This window comes from Streptomyces sp. NPDC002784 (genome assembly GCF_053592135.1).
In genome coordinates, this window is the sequence record NZ_JBSFVD010000018.1 from 140,222 (window position 1) to 154,221 (window position 14,000).

General features: G+C 69.4%; 15 protein-coding genes and 1 pseudogene. 12 read left to right on the top strand and 4 right to left on the bottom strand.

Annotated elements, in window-relative coordinates:
* Positions 1–4: 4 nt before the first annotated feature.
* Both ACWD1Z_RS27130 and ACWD1Z_RS27135 read right to left on the bottom strand, forming a co-directional pair.
* Positions 5–364: an STAS domain-containing protein gene (locus ACWD1Z_RS27130; RefSeq protein ID WP_451122202.1), complete on the bottom strand. Its 360-nt coding sequence runs from the start codon at positions 362–364 to the stop codon at positions 5–7.
* A gap of 72 nt (positions 365–436) precedes the next feature.
* Positions 437–1,327: an alpha/beta fold hydrolase gene (locus ACWD1Z_RS27135; protein WP_451122203.1), complete on the bottom strand. Its 891-nt coding sequence runs from the start codon at positions 1,325–1,327 to the stop codon at positions 437–439.
* A 238-nt stretch (positions 1,328–1,565) separates the two neighbouring features.
* Between ACWD1Z_RS27135 and ACWD1Z_RS27140 the strand changes: the two genes are divergently transcribed.
* Entirely contained in the window at positions 1,566–2,381 is an 816-nt protein-coding gene (locus ACWD1Z_RS27140; protein WP_451122204.1) for a hypothetical protein, read from the top strand.
* A 45-nt stretch (positions 2,382–2,426) separates the two neighbouring features.
* Positions 2,427–3,065: a class F sortase gene (locus ACWD1Z_RS27145; RefSeq protein WP_451122205.1), complete on the top strand. Its 639-nt coding sequence runs from the start codon at positions 2,427–2,429 to the stop codon at positions 3,063–3,065.
* Positions 3,066–3,171: 106 nt separating this feature from the next.
* On the opposite strand, the gene ACWD1Z_RS27150 is transcribed toward ACWD1Z_RS27145, so the two are convergent.
* The gene (locus ACWD1Z_RS27150; RefSeq protein ID WP_451122206.1) at positions 3,172–3,603 is read right to left on the bottom strand and encodes an ATP-binding protein; all 432 of its coding nucleotides are present in this window, start codon (positions 3,601–3,603) and stop codon (positions 3,172–3,174) included.
* 223 nt (positions 3,604–3,826) lie between these two features.
* Here ACWD1Z_RS27150 and ACWD1Z_RS27155 point away from each other — a divergent pair, with 223 nt between their 5' ends.
* The 6 genes and pseudogenes from ACWD1Z_RS27155 to ACWD1Z_RS27180 all read left to right on the top strand — a co-directional run bounded on the left by ACWD1Z_RS27155 (position 3,827) and on the right by ACWD1Z_RS27180 (position 8,243).
* Positions 3,827–4,411, top strand: a complete 585-nt coding sequence (locus ACWD1Z_RS27155; protein WP_451122207.1) for a sigma-70 family RNA polymerase sigma factor — start codon at positions 3,827–3,829, stop codon at positions 4,409–4,411.
* Positions 4,408–5,151 carry an anti-sigma factor gene (locus ACWD1Z_RS27160; protein WP_451122208.1) on the top strand — a complete coding sequence of 248 codons (744 nt, stop codon included), beginning with the start codon at positions 4,408–4,410 and terminating at the stop codon, positions 5,149–5,151. Before ACWD1Z_RS27155 ends, ACWD1Z_RS27160 begins: the two co-directional genes overlap by 4 nt.
* Positions 5,152–5,286: 135 nt before the next feature.
* Positions 5,287–6,138, top strand: coding sequence for a DUF4394 domain-containing protein (locus tag ACWD1Z_RS27165; protein WP_451122209.1), 852 nt, complete (start codon positions 5,287–5,289; stop codon positions 6,136–6,138).
* A gap of 161 nt (positions 6,139–6,299) precedes the next feature.
* Positions 6,300–7,292 (top strand): annotated as a pseudogene (locus ACWD1Z_RS27170) (TerC family protein); the annotation flags it as partial.
* A gap of 265 nt (positions 7,293–7,557) precedes the next feature.
* Positions 7,558–7,857, top strand: a complete 300-nt coding sequence (locus ACWD1Z_RS27175) for a type II toxin -antitoxin system TacA 1-like antitoxin (RefSeq protein WP_451122210.1) — start codon at positions 7,558–7,560, stop codon at positions 7,855–7,857.
* On the top strand, positions 7,854–8,243 hold the full coding sequence (locus tag ACWD1Z_RS27180; protein ID WP_451122211.1) for a fic family toxin-antitoxin system, toxin component: 390 nt from the start codon (positions 7,854–7,856) through the stop codon (positions 8,241–8,243). Before ACWD1Z_RS27175 ends, ACWD1Z_RS27180 begins: the two co-directional genes overlap by 4 nt.
* Positions 8,244–8,276: 33 nt before the next feature.
* On the opposite strand, the gene ACWD1Z_RS27185 is transcribed toward ACWD1Z_RS27180, so the two are convergent.
* Positions 8,277–8,825, bottom strand: coding sequence for a GNAT family N-acetyltransferase (locus tag ACWD1Z_RS27185; protein WP_451122212.1), 549 nt, complete (start codon positions 8,823–8,825; stop codon positions 8,277–8,279).
* Positions 8,826–8,953: 128 nt separating this feature from the next.
* Here ACWD1Z_RS27185 and ACWD1Z_RS27190 point away from each other — a divergent pair, with 128 nt between their 5' ends.
* The 4 genes from ACWD1Z_RS27190 to ACWD1Z_RS27205 all read left to right on the top strand — a co-directional run bounded on the left by ACWD1Z_RS27190 (position 8,954) and on the right by ACWD1Z_RS27205 (position 13,978).
* Positions 8,954–10,462, top strand: a complete 1,509-nt coding sequence (locus ACWD1Z_RS27190) for a DUF4246 domain-containing protein (protein WP_451122213.1) — start codon at positions 8,954–8,956, stop codon at positions 10,460–10,462.
* 144 nt (positions 10,463–10,606) lie between these two features.
* A complete protein-coding gene (locus tag ACWD1Z_RS27195; protein ID WP_451122214.1) occupies positions 10,607–11,044 on the top strand; it encodes an NfeD family protein in 438 nt (145 codons plus the stop codon).
* Between the two features lie 33 nt (positions 11,045–11,077).
* Positions 11,078–12,190, top strand: coding sequence for an SPFH domain-containing protein (locus ACWD1Z_RS27200; protein WP_451122215.1), 1,113 nt, complete (start codon positions 11,078–11,080; stop codon positions 12,188–12,190).
* A gap of 126 nt (positions 12,191–12,316) precedes the next feature.
* Positions 12,317–13,978 carry a RecQ family ATP-dependent DNA helicase gene (locus ACWD1Z_RS27205; protein ID WP_451122216.1) on the top strand — a complete coding sequence of 554 codons (1,662 nt, stop codon included), beginning with the start codon at positions 12,317–12,319 and terminating at the stop codon, positions 13,976–13,978.
* Positions 13,979–14,000 lie beyond the last annotated feature (22 nt).

Below are 14,000 nucleotides of genomic sequence, written 5' to 3' on the forward strand. Positions count from 1 at the left end.
GCGCTCAGTCACCGCAGGCGGCTTCCGCGTCGGTGACCGTGTCGTACACCCGCAGAAGCTGATCCGTCCCGGTCATCTGCAGGATCCGCCGCAGCGGCCCGGGCACGCCCGCCAGCACCACCGCCGCCCCGGTCGCATCCGCCTGCCTCCACGTTCCGAGCAGCACGTTCAGCCCGGCCGAGTCGCAGAACGAGACGCCGCACAGGTCGAGCACGATGCAGCGATCCCGGCGCGCGACCAGTTCCTTCAACTGGGAACGGAACACCGGGGCAGTCACGTAATCCATCTCGCCACTGACCCTCGCGACCAGGCAGCGACCGGCGGCGACAGCTTCGACCGAGGGATCGGCCACAATGTTCTCCAAACCGTCTCGTCAGGAGACACCAGGCGAAATCTCCACGGGAACCTACCGCCCCCCTGCCCCGCCCCGGATGTTCTACTCGGCCTTGCCAGGTTCCTGTTCCGAGCGGGGGTCGAAGAAGCCCGCCAGGGAGGACGCGAGTTCTTCCGGCGCCTCTTCGGCCACGTGGTGCCCGGAGTCGATGCCGTGGCCCCGGACGTCCGGTGCCCACTGCCGCCAGATCTTCAGCGGGTCTCCGTACAGGTCCTTGAGGTCGTCCCGGAGCGACCACAGGATCAGTGCCGGGCACCGGATGCGTACCCCCGCGGCGCGGTCCTCCTCCTCGTGCCGCCGGTCGACGGTGAGACCGGCCCGGTAGTCCTCCAGCATCGCCCGCACCACGTTCGGGTTTCTCGTCGCCGCGCGCCACTCGTCGTGGTTGTGCTGTCCCATGCTGTGCGGATCACCGCGGTACCAGCTGTCCGGATCGGCGCTGATGACCCGCTCGGGGATGCCGGGCTGGGCGAAGAAGAACCAGTGCCACCACTGCGTGGCGAACTCCGTCGTGATGCGGGACAGGTGCTCGCTGATGGGCAGGCAGTCGATCAGCGCCACCCGCGAGACCACGTCGGGATGATCGAGCGCGAGCCGCAGCGCGACCGCGCCTCCACGGTCGTGCCCGGCCAGCGCGAAACGGGAATGGCCGAGGGAGCGCATCACCTCGACCACATCACCGGCGACGGCCCTCTTGGAGTACCCGACGTGGTCCGCGGTGGGTGCCGGGCCGGTGGACCGGCCGTAGCCCCGGAGATCGGGACAGACGACGGTGAAACCGCGCCGGACGAGGAGCGGGGCGACACGATGCCAGGTCGCGGAGGTACGGGGGTGGCCGTGCAGCAGCACCACCGGCGGCCCTTCACCGCCGTGACGAACGACAATCGACGCTTCGTCGGTCTGTACCCGCTCGACCTCAAAACCCTCGAACAAGGCCCGATCCTCCGCCCTTGACACCGCCCACCGCAGCTGTCGGCCGGGGCAACCCCCTCGACAACCGCGCAACCGACTCAGCTTTCCCTAGTGCCCGCCGGCGAGCCATGGACACAGCGGGAGTCGTTCTCGCACCAATCCGGTCCCCGCGCCGGCATCGGATCACAGGCGTCAGTGAATGCCGAGACCGGTGCGGGTGCGGCAAGCGCCGAGCGCCGGGCAGGAGAGGGGTTCTCTCGTGATAACCCAGCACGCTGCACGTCTGGCCGCACTGGTGGCGGTTCCCGCCGCGCTCTCGCTGTCGGCGGTCGTTCCGGCCGCCGCCGACGACGGGCGCTCCGAAGGTTCCGGACCGCGCAGCTACCAGATCGACCTGCAGCAGCAGAACGACTCCGGCGCGCGCGGTACCGCCATGCTCACCGTCGAAGGCACCCGGCTCACAGTGAAGATCGAGGCGTCCGGGCTCGTGCCCGGGCAGCCGCACGCCCAGCACATCCATGGCTCCACCGACGGCCACGATTTCCACTGTCCCGACCGGAGCGCCGACAAGAACGGTGACGGCATCGTCACCACCACCGAGGGTCTGCCGGCCTACGGGGCCATCAACATCTCCCTGACCACCCAGGGGGACACCACGAAGGAGAGCGGACTGGCGGTGGACCGCATGCCCGTGGCCGACGAGGGCGGCGACCTGTCCTACGACAGGACCATCACCGTTTCTCAGGCGCTCGCCGACCACATCAAGGACCTGCACATCGTCCAGCACGGCATCGACCCGAACGGCAACGGCGAGTACGACTTCGGCAAGGGCAAGAGCGAGCTCGATCCCAAGCTCCCGCAGGAGGCCACCGCGCCCGCGAACTGCGGCATGGTCAAGGGCGCCGCGGTGGGTTCCATGCCGGTCGGCGGAGTCGAGACCGGTACCGTCACCACCCAGGGCGTGGAGGCGTCCGGGCTGCTGGCCGGCGGCGGCGCCGCCCTCATCGGCGGTGCGGGTGTGCTGGTCGCGGCTCGCCGCCGCACCGGTCCCCGCGCAGGCACCGCCGGCCGCTGACCGCGTGCCATGACAGGCCATCGAGCAGCCCCGCCGTCAGGGAGGATGGCGGGGCGGGTGCGGGTGCGTCCACTGCTGGTCGCGGCCGCTCCCGCGCTTCTTGTGACGGGTGCGCTGCTGGTCGCCGTGGGGGTCGGCGAGCAGCAGCCCGCCCCGCCCGTGCTCACGGCTCCTTCGAGCAGTACGCCGCCCGACCCGTCGCCCTCGGGCGCAGGGTCGGACGTACTGCCCGCGTCCGCCCCGGTACGCCTGACGATCCCCGGGATCGCGGTGTCCACGCCGCTGGAGCGTCTCGGGCTGGACGGCGACCGTGTCATGCAGACCCCGCGGGACCCGGACAAGGCGGGCTGGTACCGGCTGGGCCCGGCCCCCGGCTCCCGGGGACCGGCCGTGATCGCCGGGCACGTCACGTGGAACGGCGCCAGGTCCGTGTTCTTCAGGCTGGCGGAGCTGAAACCCGGCGCGCGTATCGAGGTGCTGCGCAAGGACGGCAGGACCGCGGTCTTCACCGTCACCAAAACCGCTCAGTACCCGAAGGACCGCTTCCCGAGCATCGACGTCTACCGCAACCTGGACCACGCGGGCCTGCGCTTGATCACGTGCGCCGGCGACTTTTCGCCCGAGGACCGACGCTACGCCGACAACGTCGTCGTCTACGCGCGCCTTGCGACTGCCGGGCCCTGACGGCACCGCGGCGCCCGGACAGGTGATCTCCTGACCGGGCGTCGCGGTGCCCGGTCAGGAGATCACCTGTCCGGCCGACGGGCCGCTCTTCCGGTGCGGGACGTCCTCACGCGCCGACCGGGTCGGGGTGTGAGGGGCAGTCGAGTTCCGCCCAGACGGTGTGGCCCGCGCGTCGCGGCTGGTCGCCCCAGGCGAGGGACAGCGCTTCCACCAGGCGCAGACCGCGGCCGTCCGTGGTCAGGTCGCCGGACGGATGCCGCCACTTCGCCCGGACCAGGTCCACGTTGATCGCCGGGCCGGAGTCGGTGACGCCGATCCGCAGGCATGTGCGGTCCTGCTGGGTGTCGAGTACGAGCGAGAGCGACACGGGTGGCCGGCCGTGCCGGAAGGCGTTGCCCAGCAGCTCGCTGACGACAAGGGCGGCGTCGTCAGCGAGTTCGCCGGTGCCCCACCGGTCCAGCTGCTCGCGGATGTCACGGCGTACGGAGCACAGTTGGCTCGTCCCAGCACCGGTGAGAACATCGCAGGAGTCATTCATTTCGGTTCACCCCTTTTGCTCTTACTGGTGATTCGTTGCGGGACCGGAAACGGATGGCTGAGAGGGCGGAGGGCGTGGTGCTCCGAGGACGCGGGCGGCGTGGGGCCACCCGGCGGCCGGTCCCCCCTGTACGTTGATCCCACCCCCCTTCCTTTCCGGCCGGGACGCCAGGAAGGTCGGACGGGGGCGCGGACGCACCCAGCTGTCGACAGGACGAAAATCCGTGAAAGAGCCGATCTTCCTTGGCGCGCACCCCGCTCAGCAGCCGGACCTGCAGGCGCTGATGCACGCGGTGGCCCATGGAGACGAGGACGCCTTCGCCGGCCTCTACGACGCCCTCGCCCCTGCCGTGCTGGGAGTGGTGCGCGCGGTGCTGCGCGACGTGGCGCAGTCCGAGGAGGTCGCCCAGGACGTCCTCGTGGAGGTGTGGCGCACCGCGCCCCGCTACCGGGCCGACCGGGGCTCGGTCACCAACTGGATCCTCACCCTCGCCCACCGGCGGGCCATCGACCGGGTCCGCTCCGCCGAGGCGTCGGCCGCCCGAGATCACCGGGCCGCGACGCTGGACCAGACACCCGAATACGACGAGGTGAGCGAAGAGGTCGAGCACCGGCTCGAACGGGAACAGGTGCGGCGGTGCCTGCGCACCCTGACGGATCTGCAGCGCCAGTCGGTGACACTGGCGTACTACCGGGGGCTCACCTACCGCGAGGTGGCCGAACAGCTGTCCGTGCCGCTGGGCACGATCAAGACCCGGCTGCGCGACGGTCTGATCCGGCTGCGTGACTGCCTGGGAGTGAGCACATGAGCGCCCATGCCGATCTGCACACCCTTACCGGTGCCTACGCCCTCCACGCACTGCCCGACGACGAACGCGCCCTGTTCGAGGAGCACCTGAGGGCATGCGCGGCCTGCCAGGACGAGGTGGCCGAGTTCACTGCCACCGCCACAAGACTCGGCGCCGCCTTCGCCGTCAGCCCTCAGCCCGCCACCAAGCAGCAGGTGCTCCAGCGCATCACCACGGTCCGCCAGGTCGCCCCCTCCTCCCGCCCCGAAACGCGGTTCACCGGCCTGCGCCGACGACTGCCCCGGCTCGCGCTGGCCGCCTGCCTGGCCGGGGCGACCGCGTTCGCCGGAATCGCCGCCTGGCAGCATGACCGCGCCGAAGAAGCCACCGCCCAGGCTCAGCAGGTCCACGGGCAGCTGGATCAGCTCGTCGCCGTGCTGGCCGCGCCGGACGCCGACACGCGCACGGCTCGCCTGGAGGACGGTTCGCGCGCCACGGTCGTCGTCTCCGACCGCCGTGACCAGGCAGTGCTGCTGGCGGACCTGCCGGCTCCACCGCCGGACAAGACCTACCAGGCGTGGTTTCAGGTGGACGGCAATATGCGGTCGGCAGGTCTGATGGACGCCTACCGCACCGGCCAGGCCCTGGTCCTGGAGGGCTCGGCAAACGCGGCTTCGGCCGTAGGCATCACCGTCGAACCGGCCGGTGGGTCTGCCCGCCCCACCTCCGACCCCATCGCCTTGCTCAGCCTGCCGACCTGACCGGGCGCGCCGGTCACCGCACGTGCTCCATACGAGTGGATCAGGAGGTCGGAGCCCATCCGCATCGCCGACGGCGACGAATCCCCTGCATAGCCTTCGACATTCCAAGTCGAGGCGTCCGAGAGGGAAGAAAACATGCGCAAACGCACCATCGTCACCGCCGGCGTCCTCCTTGCCGCCCTGGGTGCTGCCCCGGCCCTCGCGAGCCAGGAAGCCCCGGCCGCGCCCCGGCACGGAGGGCTGACGGCCGTCGGCCTGACCGGCGATCAGCGGCTGCTCGAGTTCGACGTCGACGCACCCGGCCGGGCATGGCCGCTGGGCAAGGTCTCCGGGCTGTCCAAGGACACCAAGCTCGTGGGCATCGACTTCCGCGTGCAGGACGGGAAGCTGTACGGCGTCGGCGACCGGGGCGGCATCTACACCCTGAACACCCGTGCCAAGGCGACAAAGGTCTCTCAGCTGACCGTTGCCCTGTCCGGCACCGCGTTCGGCGTGGACTTCAACCCGGCCGCGAACCGCCTGCGGGTGATCTCCGACACCGGGCAGAACCTGCGCCACAACATCGACGACGCCGCCGCTCCCCTGACGACCGTCGTCGACGGCACGCTCACCAATCCCACCACCCCGCCGTCCACCGCCCGGGGCGTCACCGGCGCCGCGTACACCAACAACGACCGCAGCGCGGCCACCGCGACGACCCTGTTCGATCTCGACACGATGGCCGACCGCATCTCCCTGCAGTCCCCCGCCAACGCCGGAACACTCGCGCCCGTCGGCAACCTCGGCGTGGACGCGGCTCTGGATGCCGGCTTCGACATCTACTTCAAGAAGTCCACCGGCACGAACCACGGCTTCGCGACCATCAAGACCGGCGGTACCTACCGCCTGCACGCGGTCAACGTGCTCACCGGCGCAGCCACCCACAAGGGCGCCTTCCCCAAGAAGTACCAGGTCACCGACCTGGCTCTGCCCATCGACCAGAAGTAGCCGCACCGCACGGCCGACAGAACACCAAGGTCCCGGGGCGTACCCGAGGGCCAAGAGCCTGACGGCTCCTGACCCTCGGCGTGCCCTCTGGGGCGCGATGCCGGACACTCCTGTATATGGGTCGGCACATTCCGCGCCGGCCGTGGTGAGGGTGCATCGGCGTGCTTGAGGTCCCGCTCTGGCTGTGGGGGGCGTTCGCCGCGACGGTGGTCGTGTCGCTGGCGGTGGACCTGCTGTCCCACCGCACCGCGCACGTCATCGGCTTCAAGGAGGCGGCCGCCTGGAGCGGCCTGTGGGTGGGCCTCGCCCTGATCTTCGGTGTGGTCGTCTTCCTCGTCCTGGGCACGACGGCGGGCACCGAGTACACGACGGCATGGCTGCTGGAGAAGAGCCTGTCGGTCGACAACCTCTTCGTGTTCGCCGTGATCTTCGCGTACTTCAAGGTGCCCCGCGCCTACCAGCACCGCGTGCTGTTCTTCGGCGTCATCGGCGCGCTCGTCTTCCGCGGGATCTTCCTCTCCCTCGGCGTGGCCGTGGTCAGCCGCTTCACCGCGGTGCTCTTCGTCTTCGCGGCGATCCTGTTCTACAGCACCTACAAGCTCGTCAAGGGCGACGAGGAGAGCTTCGACCCCGGCAAGAGCTTCGCCGTACGCCTGCTCCGCAAGATCATCCCGGTGCGGGACGAGTACGCCGGGGCGAAGTTCTTCGTCCGGGAGGCCGGCGTACGGATGGCGACCCCGCTGCTGGCGGTGGTCGCCGCGATCGAGGCCGCCGACCTGATCTTCGCTGTCGACAGCGTCCCGGCCGTCCTCGCGGTCAGCGATGACGCCTTCATCGTCTACACCAGCAACGCGTTCGCCATCCTGGGTCTGCGAGCCCTCTACTTCATGCTGGCGGGACTGCTGGACCGCTTCCACTACCTGAACAAGGGCCTGGCGATCATTCTCGGCTTCATCGGCGTGAAGCTCATCCTCCAGGCATCGCACAAAATGATCAGCCCCGGCATCCCGGAGATCCCCTCGCCGATCAGTCTGGCGTTCATCGTCGTCGTCCTGGCGGGGTCCGTGGCGCTCAGCCTGACGAGGCCCGCCCCTGGGGCGCCGGCCGCTCCGCCAGGTGAACAAGAGGATCGGGAAGAGGACGCAGCACTTCCCGACTCACCAGTACGGGCATATCGTAAAAATATGGTCAAAACGAAGCGCAAGTCCGAAGTGTACGTCTGCCCGAGCTGCAAGAAGGACGTGCCGACCGTGCCCCATCGGCACAAGAGCCTCGGCGTGTTCGTTCCCGTGTGGGGTCCGGGCGCCTGTCAGAACCGTGACTGTCCCGACTTCCGGCTGGACCCGCACCGCAAACACTCCTCGGCGCCGTAACTCACCTCCCTCGCCATCAGGTGGTACCGGAGGTACCATCGGTGCCATGTCCCAGCCCAAAGCCATGAACCTGCGTTTTCCCGATCCGGCCCAGCGCGCCGCGATCGAGGCCGCTGCACGGCAGGCGGGAGTCAGCTTGCAGGAGTACATCCTGTCCGCCGCCTACGACCGTGCTACGGCCGTGGAGGCCCGTTTCCTCGAGGCGTTCAAGGACTCGATGTCCCGCAGCGGCGACGCGTTCGCCGAGGCGGCCGGCTCAGCCGATCCGAGTGGGGAGCGGCGCGCTGCCGAGCAGGCTGCCCGACGTGAACTCGAAGGACAGCAGAAGCGGGGCAACGCCGCGTGACGCAGGACGAGCCGCTCCACCCGCTCGATGTGAGCTTCCTGCTGCACGCCGCCGAATTGCTGCCCGGAGATCCCCAGGTGGACGATCTCGGGCCGCTGTACGCGGCGGTTGCCCGGGTCAACGCCCGGGCTCTGGAACACGACGTATACGGGTCTGTGTATCTCAAAGCGGCCGCGCTGCTGCAGACGCTGGTGAGGCTGCCATGCCTGGAGCACTCCGACGAAGCGTTCGCCTGGCACTCCGCGGAGGCGTACCTCGCCTTGAACGGGTGTCACCTCACCTACCCGCCGAAGGAAGCGGTCGCCCTGGTCCGGGATGCCGCCTCCGGCGCGTTGGGCGTCGGACTGCTCGCCCGCCGGCTGCGCACATGGAGCGCCTCATCCTGACCTGAGGGCAACCCTGTAACACCTCTGGCAGCACTATGCGTTGGGGTCACGGAGGCCGACGGCGTCGTGCCGCCAGAACGGCTCCGCACAGACCAGCGTCCCCGTCATCCACGGCTCGTACGCCGGGAGCCTGATGGCCTGGAACGCGCCGTCCGGGATACGCAGGGAGGGCTTCCGGAACCCCAGGCCATCACCGGGCGCGAAGCCGAAACGCGCGTAGTAGCCCGGATCTCCCTCCAGGAAGACGAGGGGAACCGCCCGCTCGGCGAGGATCTCCAGCGCGCGCCGGACCAGGGCCGAGCCGATACCCCGCTTGTGCAGCTCAGGCAGCACGGCCAGCGGGCTCAGCACCTGTACTTCAACCAGCCGCCGAGGGGCATCGAGCAGACCGCGGGACACCATGACGTGGCCGACGACCTGCCCCTCCTGCTCGGCGACCAGGGAGAGACCGTCCGTGGGAGTGATGGTGTCCCGCAGGGTATCGACCAGGTCGGCCACCACGAGGCCATGGTCACCGAAGGCTTGCAGGTGAACGCCCCGCACGGCCCGCCTGTCGCCGGGAAGTTCTTCGCGAAGATCCATACCCGGAGGGTAGAGACCCTTCCGGCCTGCTCGCACGCAGTTTTGGTGCCGGAAGGACCACGGCGGCGGTGTCAGTGCGCTGAAGTATCCTTCCGGCCGCCGCACATCGACTGGGAGGACCAAGAGCCTTGACCGGCATGCCTGCTTTCCCGCTGCCCTTTCATGCTTCTCGTTCCATATCGTTCGCGACACCGCGAACGCTGCGGGAGTTGGAGATGATCCAGTGCAGCGCACACATCCGGGCGAAGCCTGGGTGGTTCGACAAGATGAACGACGCCGACATCGTCGCCAGATGGACGCAAGAAGCGGTCGCCCTGGGCCTCACCCAAGCTCAGGTGCGCTACGTGCTGGCCGAACTCGCGCACTACGCCGCACTTCGGGACGGACGAACCGGCATTGAGGTGTCCGCCGTCGACGGAGTGTGGCAGTCGGACACCTTGGTCGACGACGAGCTGAGATCGCGGCTGCGCGAGGCGGTTCGCGTTCTGGAAGAGGTTCCCGAGGCGGAGAAGGACTGGCATCCCGGATCCGGCGGCCAGGTGCTGGATCTGGTTCATCCCTCACTGTTCTGCCTGGTGCGCGGGGTGAGCGGGGAGCCCGAGCGAGCTTGGCAGAACCCGACGGACCGCTATTCGCGGTACGAGTTCTCGGAAAAGTTCCAGTGGCTGCCCACGGACGTCGACGTCAGTGACGACGGCGATGCCGTCTTCCGTTCGTACGTCAACAACGTCCACCCCGAGAAGCACCGCGAACTCGCCTCCGTCCTGCCGGACTTGTTCGCCCGCATGCGCCCGCTGTTCGAGAACGTGCTCACCGATCTGCGCCATCCGCGACCGTTGCGCATCGAGGCCGATCCTTACGGGTGGTACGACTCGAAGCCGGAGTACCCGAACAGACGGTCCTTCAGCGATGACGCGGCCTACCAGGAAGCCGTGCGCGCCTGGGGGGAGGCCCACGACGACTGGTGGGAGAACCGCCGCCCGGTCATCCCGGACGCCCCGGCCTTCACCGCTCCCGAGTCGCCCGATGAACCCGCCCGGGTCGACCTGCGCGGTCGCCGTGTCCAGGTCATCGTCAAGCTGGCCACGATTCATCTCACGCCGGACAAGCCCGAGTACGCCGGCGGTTCCTGGCATGTCGAGGGGATGATGAACGAGCGGATCGTCTCGACCGGCATCTTCTACTGGGACAGCGAGAACATCACCGAAAGCCGGCTGAGCTTCCGGGCCGCGCTCGACGACCCCTCGTACGAGCAGAACGACGACGACGGTCTGCGTGAGGTGTACGGCCTGAAGGACGAGGACGCGCTGAACCAGATGCTGGGATCGGCCTCGACTCCCGCGGGCCGCTGCCTGGCGTTCCCGAACATCCTGCAACACCGCGTCGGCTCATTCCGTCTCGCGGACCCCACCCGGCAGGGGTATCGCAAGATCCTCGCGTTCTTCCTGGTGGATCCGTCGGCAGAGATCGTCTCCACATCCGATGTGCCGCCGCAGCAGCCATGGGCCGAGACCTCGACCATGACCTTGGAAGAGGCCAAGGGCTACCGCGAGCAGCTCATGCAGGAGCGCAAGTACTTCATCGACGAACACAACGAGCAGCTCTACGAGCGGGAATTCTCCCTCTGCGAGCACTGAAGCTCCGCCCTCCTGAACGCGCGCCCTCTGGGGCGGCGAGGCAGGACCGGAGGCCGCGGATCGAATACTGCCGCCGCCATGCCTGTCCTGTCGGGCGTCCCAAGAGGTAGTTTGGAGGACAAAGCCCTTAAGGAGGGCGATCCGATGCCGTGGTTCGTTTGGCTGCTCGCCGCCGCGGGGCTGGGCGTCGCGGAGTTTTTCACACTGACATTGGTTTTCGGTTTGATGGCCGGGGCCGCGCTGGTCGCCGCCGTAGTGGCCGGGGTGGGCGTCGGCCTGCTCGGCCAGCTCGTGGCGCTCGGAGTGACAGCGGCCGCGGGTCTCATCATCGCCCGTCCCATCGCGATGCGGCATCTGGCCGAGCAGCCCCTCACCCGCGAGGGCAGCGACGCGCTGCTCGGCAGACGGGCCGAGGTCGTCCAGGAGGTCACGGCGACGCACGGCCTGATCAAACTCGCCGGTGAGGAGTGGTCCGCACGGGCCCTCGACGAGAGCCTGGTGATCCCGGTGGGAGCACTGGTGGAGGTGATGGAGATCGAGGGTGCCACGGCCGTCGTCTACCCCCGCGAGCTCCTTCCCTGAACGACTGAGCGCACGCACACCAACGGAGGCACTGTGGATCCAGTCGTCATTCCCATCCTCGTGGCGGCCATCGTGGTCATCTTCCTGGTCGCCTCCTCGGTGCGGATCGTCCCGCAGGCACGTCGCTACAACATCGAACGGTTCGGCCGCTATCGCCGTACGCTGCAACCCGGGCTGAACCTGGTCGTGCCGGTGGCGGACCGCATCAACACCAAACTGGATGTGCGCGAGCAGGTCTACTCCTCCGATCCCCGACCGGTGATCACCGAGGACAACCTCGTGGTGAACATCGACACCGTGCTCTACTACCAGATCACGGACCCGCGGGCGGCGGCCTACGAGGTCGCCGACTACCTGCAGGCGATCGACCAGCTCACCGTGACCACGCTGCGCAACGTCATCGGCAGCATGGACCTGGAGGAGACACTCACCTCGCGTGAGGAGATCAACTCCCGGCTCCGCGCCGTCCTCGACGATGCCACGGGCAAGTGGGGCATCCGCGTCAACCGCGTCGAGATCAAGGCCATCGATCCACCGCACACCATCAAGGAAGCGATGGAGAAGCAGATGCGGGCCGAGCGTGACAAGCGCGCGGCCATCCTGCACGCCGAAGGCGAACGGCAGGCCAAGATCCTCACTGCCGAAGGCACGAGGCAGAAGGACATCCTCGAGGCGCAGGGCGCGCAGCAGGCCATGATCCTGCGGGCCGACGGCGAGGCGAAGGCCGTGGAGCTCGTCTTCCAGGCCGTCCACCGCAACAACGCCGATCCCAAGATCCTGGCCTACAAGTACCTCGAGACGCTTCCCCACCTGGCGAGCAGCGACAACAACACGTTCTGGGTGATCCCCGGTGAGCTGACCGAGGCCGTCCGGACCGTCACCAGCGCATTCGGGAACCAGGCGACGGCGGGCACTCCGCCGCCCCCTGCCCAGCCCGCGGAACAGGCGGCCGCCGACACCGACGGCACGTCCCAGCCCGGCCGGAGTCCGGAACTCGAGGCGGGATCCGCGATCTTGCTAGACGCTGCCGCAGCCGCCGACGAGGCGGGAAAACAGGCTGTCGCCGCGGTGAATGACGCCAAGGCCGAGGCCGAGGCCGCGAAGGCGCCCCAGATGCCGCACCGGGGGGAGCCTTCCAGCAGTTAAAGGCCCCGCGGCCCAGGTCCCGGGCGCACCGCATCCCCCTGCCCTCCTCCCCACCGCATCGCGGCGGGCCACGGAGGGTACCCGGGCCGGATCCGCTGGAGTACCGGGCCTGAAGGGGACGCCGCGATGGGCATGCACGATCGGATCGCCGAGCTGCGCCGCGCAGCCCGGGAACGGTTCGGGTGGAGCGACCTGGCCGCCGAGCAGACGGAGGCGATGCAGGCCCTGCTCGACGGCCGCGACGTCCTGGTCGTCATGCCCACCGGTTCCGGCAAATCAGCGATCTATCAGGTGCCGACCCTCCTGCTCGGCGGCCCCGCTGTCGTGGTGTCGCCGCTGATCGCCCTCCAGCGCGACCAGGTCGCCGGACTGCAGGAGAGCGCGGCACCGGACGCCGTGGCCGTGAATTCCGCACAGCCCCAGTCGGCCACGGACGAGGCCTGGCGGGCCCTCCGGGACGGCGATGCCGCATACCTGTTCCTCTCCCCCGAGCAGCTCGCGAAGGACGGGGTGGTCGAGCAGCTGCGGGACCTTGACCCTTCACTGTTCGTCGTCGACGAAGCGCACTGCGTATCCGCCTGGGGACACGACTTCCGTCCCGACTACCTGAACCTCGGCGAGGTCGCCGAACGGCTGGGCCGCCCGCCGGTGCTCGCCCTGACGGCAACGGCCGCCGCCCCGGTCAGAGCGGACATCATCGAGCACCTGCACATGCGCGACGCCCACGCCGTCACGACCGGGACCGACCGGCCCACCATCCACCTGGCCGTGCGCACCTTCACCGACGACCCCGCCAAACGCGAGGCCGTCGCACGCTGGACCGCCGGCGAGCGCGGCCCCGGCATCCTGTACACCGCCACCCGCAAGGACGCCGAGACGTACGCGGAGCGACTCCGGCAGGACGGCGTGGACGCCGAGGCCTACCACGCGGGCCTGAGGGCAGCCGACCGCCGCCGGATCCACGACGGCTTCATGGCCGGCGCGCCCGCCGTGGTGGTGGCCACCTCCGCGTTCGGGATGGGCATCGACAAGCCGGACGTACGGTTCGTCGCCCACGCGTCCGTCCCGGAGTCGCTGGACTCCTACTACCAGGAGATCGGGCGCGCCGGCCGGGACGGGGAGCCGGCCCGGGCGGTGCTGTTCTACCGCCCCGAGGACCTGGGACTGCAGAGGTTCCTCACGGCCCGGGCCCTGGACGACGAGGCACTGCGCCTGGTCATGGCCACGCTGCTCGGTCAGGACGTCCCGCAGAGCCGCAGCCGGACGGCGCAGCTGTGCGGCCTGTCGCGCCGCAAGACCAGCGATCTGCTGAACCTGCTGGAAGAGGCGGGAGCGGTCACCGTCGAGGGCAGGCGCCGCACGGTCCGGGCGCTGCCCGGCCACACGGCGGACGAGGCGGCCGAAAGGGCGGCGCAGGTGTTCGAGCGGCGGCGGCGCATCGACCGCTCACGCATCGAGATGATGCGCGGCTACGCGGAGGCACCGGCCTGCCGCCGGCAGTACCTTCTGGGCTATTTCGGCGAGCAGCTGGACGCCCCGTGCGGGCGGTGCGACGGGTGCGACCGTGAGGACGAGCGCCCCGCCACCCGATCCCGACAGGACGCCGCTCCCCCGCCCGGGCACGATGGGCCCTATGAGCCGAACGGGCGGGTGTGCCACGCGGAGTGGGGCGCGGGCACGGTGATGCGCACGGAGGACGACCGCCTCGTCGTGCTGTTCGAGCAGGTCGGCTACAAGACGCTGTCCCTGACCGCGGTACAGGAGGGCGACTTGCTGACCAGCGCGTGAGGCGTACGGCGACGGTGGCGAG

Bases quoted from the DNA above. Each gene is read 5' to 3' on its own strand.
- ACWD1Z_RS27145 (WP_451122205.1), top strand. From the start codon at position 2,427: ATGGCGGGGCGGGTGCGGGTGCGTCCACTGCTGGTCGCGGCCGCTCCC.
- ACWD1Z_RS27150 (WP_451122206.1), bottom strand. From the start codon at position 3,603: ATGAATGACTCCTGCGATGTTCTCACCGGTGCTGGGACGAGCCAACTG.
- ACWD1Z_RS27160 (WP_451122208.1), top strand. From the start codon at position 4,408: ATGAGCGCCCATGCCGATCTGCACACCCTTACCGGTGCCTACGCCCTC.
- ACWD1Z_RS27165 (WP_451122209.1), top strand. From the start codon at position 5,287: ATGCGCAAACGCACCATCGTCACCGCCGGCGTCCTCCTTGCCGCCCTG.
- ACWD1Z_RS27175 (WP_451122210.1), top strand. From the start codon at position 7,558: ATGTCCCAGCCCAAAGCCATGAACCTGCGTTTTCCCGATCCGGCCCAG.
- ACWD1Z_RS27185 (WP_451122212.1), bottom strand. From the start codon at position 8,825: ATGGATCTTCGCGAAGAACTTCCCGGCGACAGGCGGGCCGTGCGGGGC.
- ACWD1Z_RS27195 (WP_451122214.1), top strand. From the start codon at position 10,607: ATGCCGTGGTTCGTTTGGCTGCTCGCCGCCGCGGGGCTGGGCGTCGCG.
- ACWD1Z_RS27205 (WP_451122216.1), top strand. From the start codon at position 12,317: ATGGGCATGCACGATCGGATCGCCGAGCTGCGCCGCGCAGCCCGGGAA.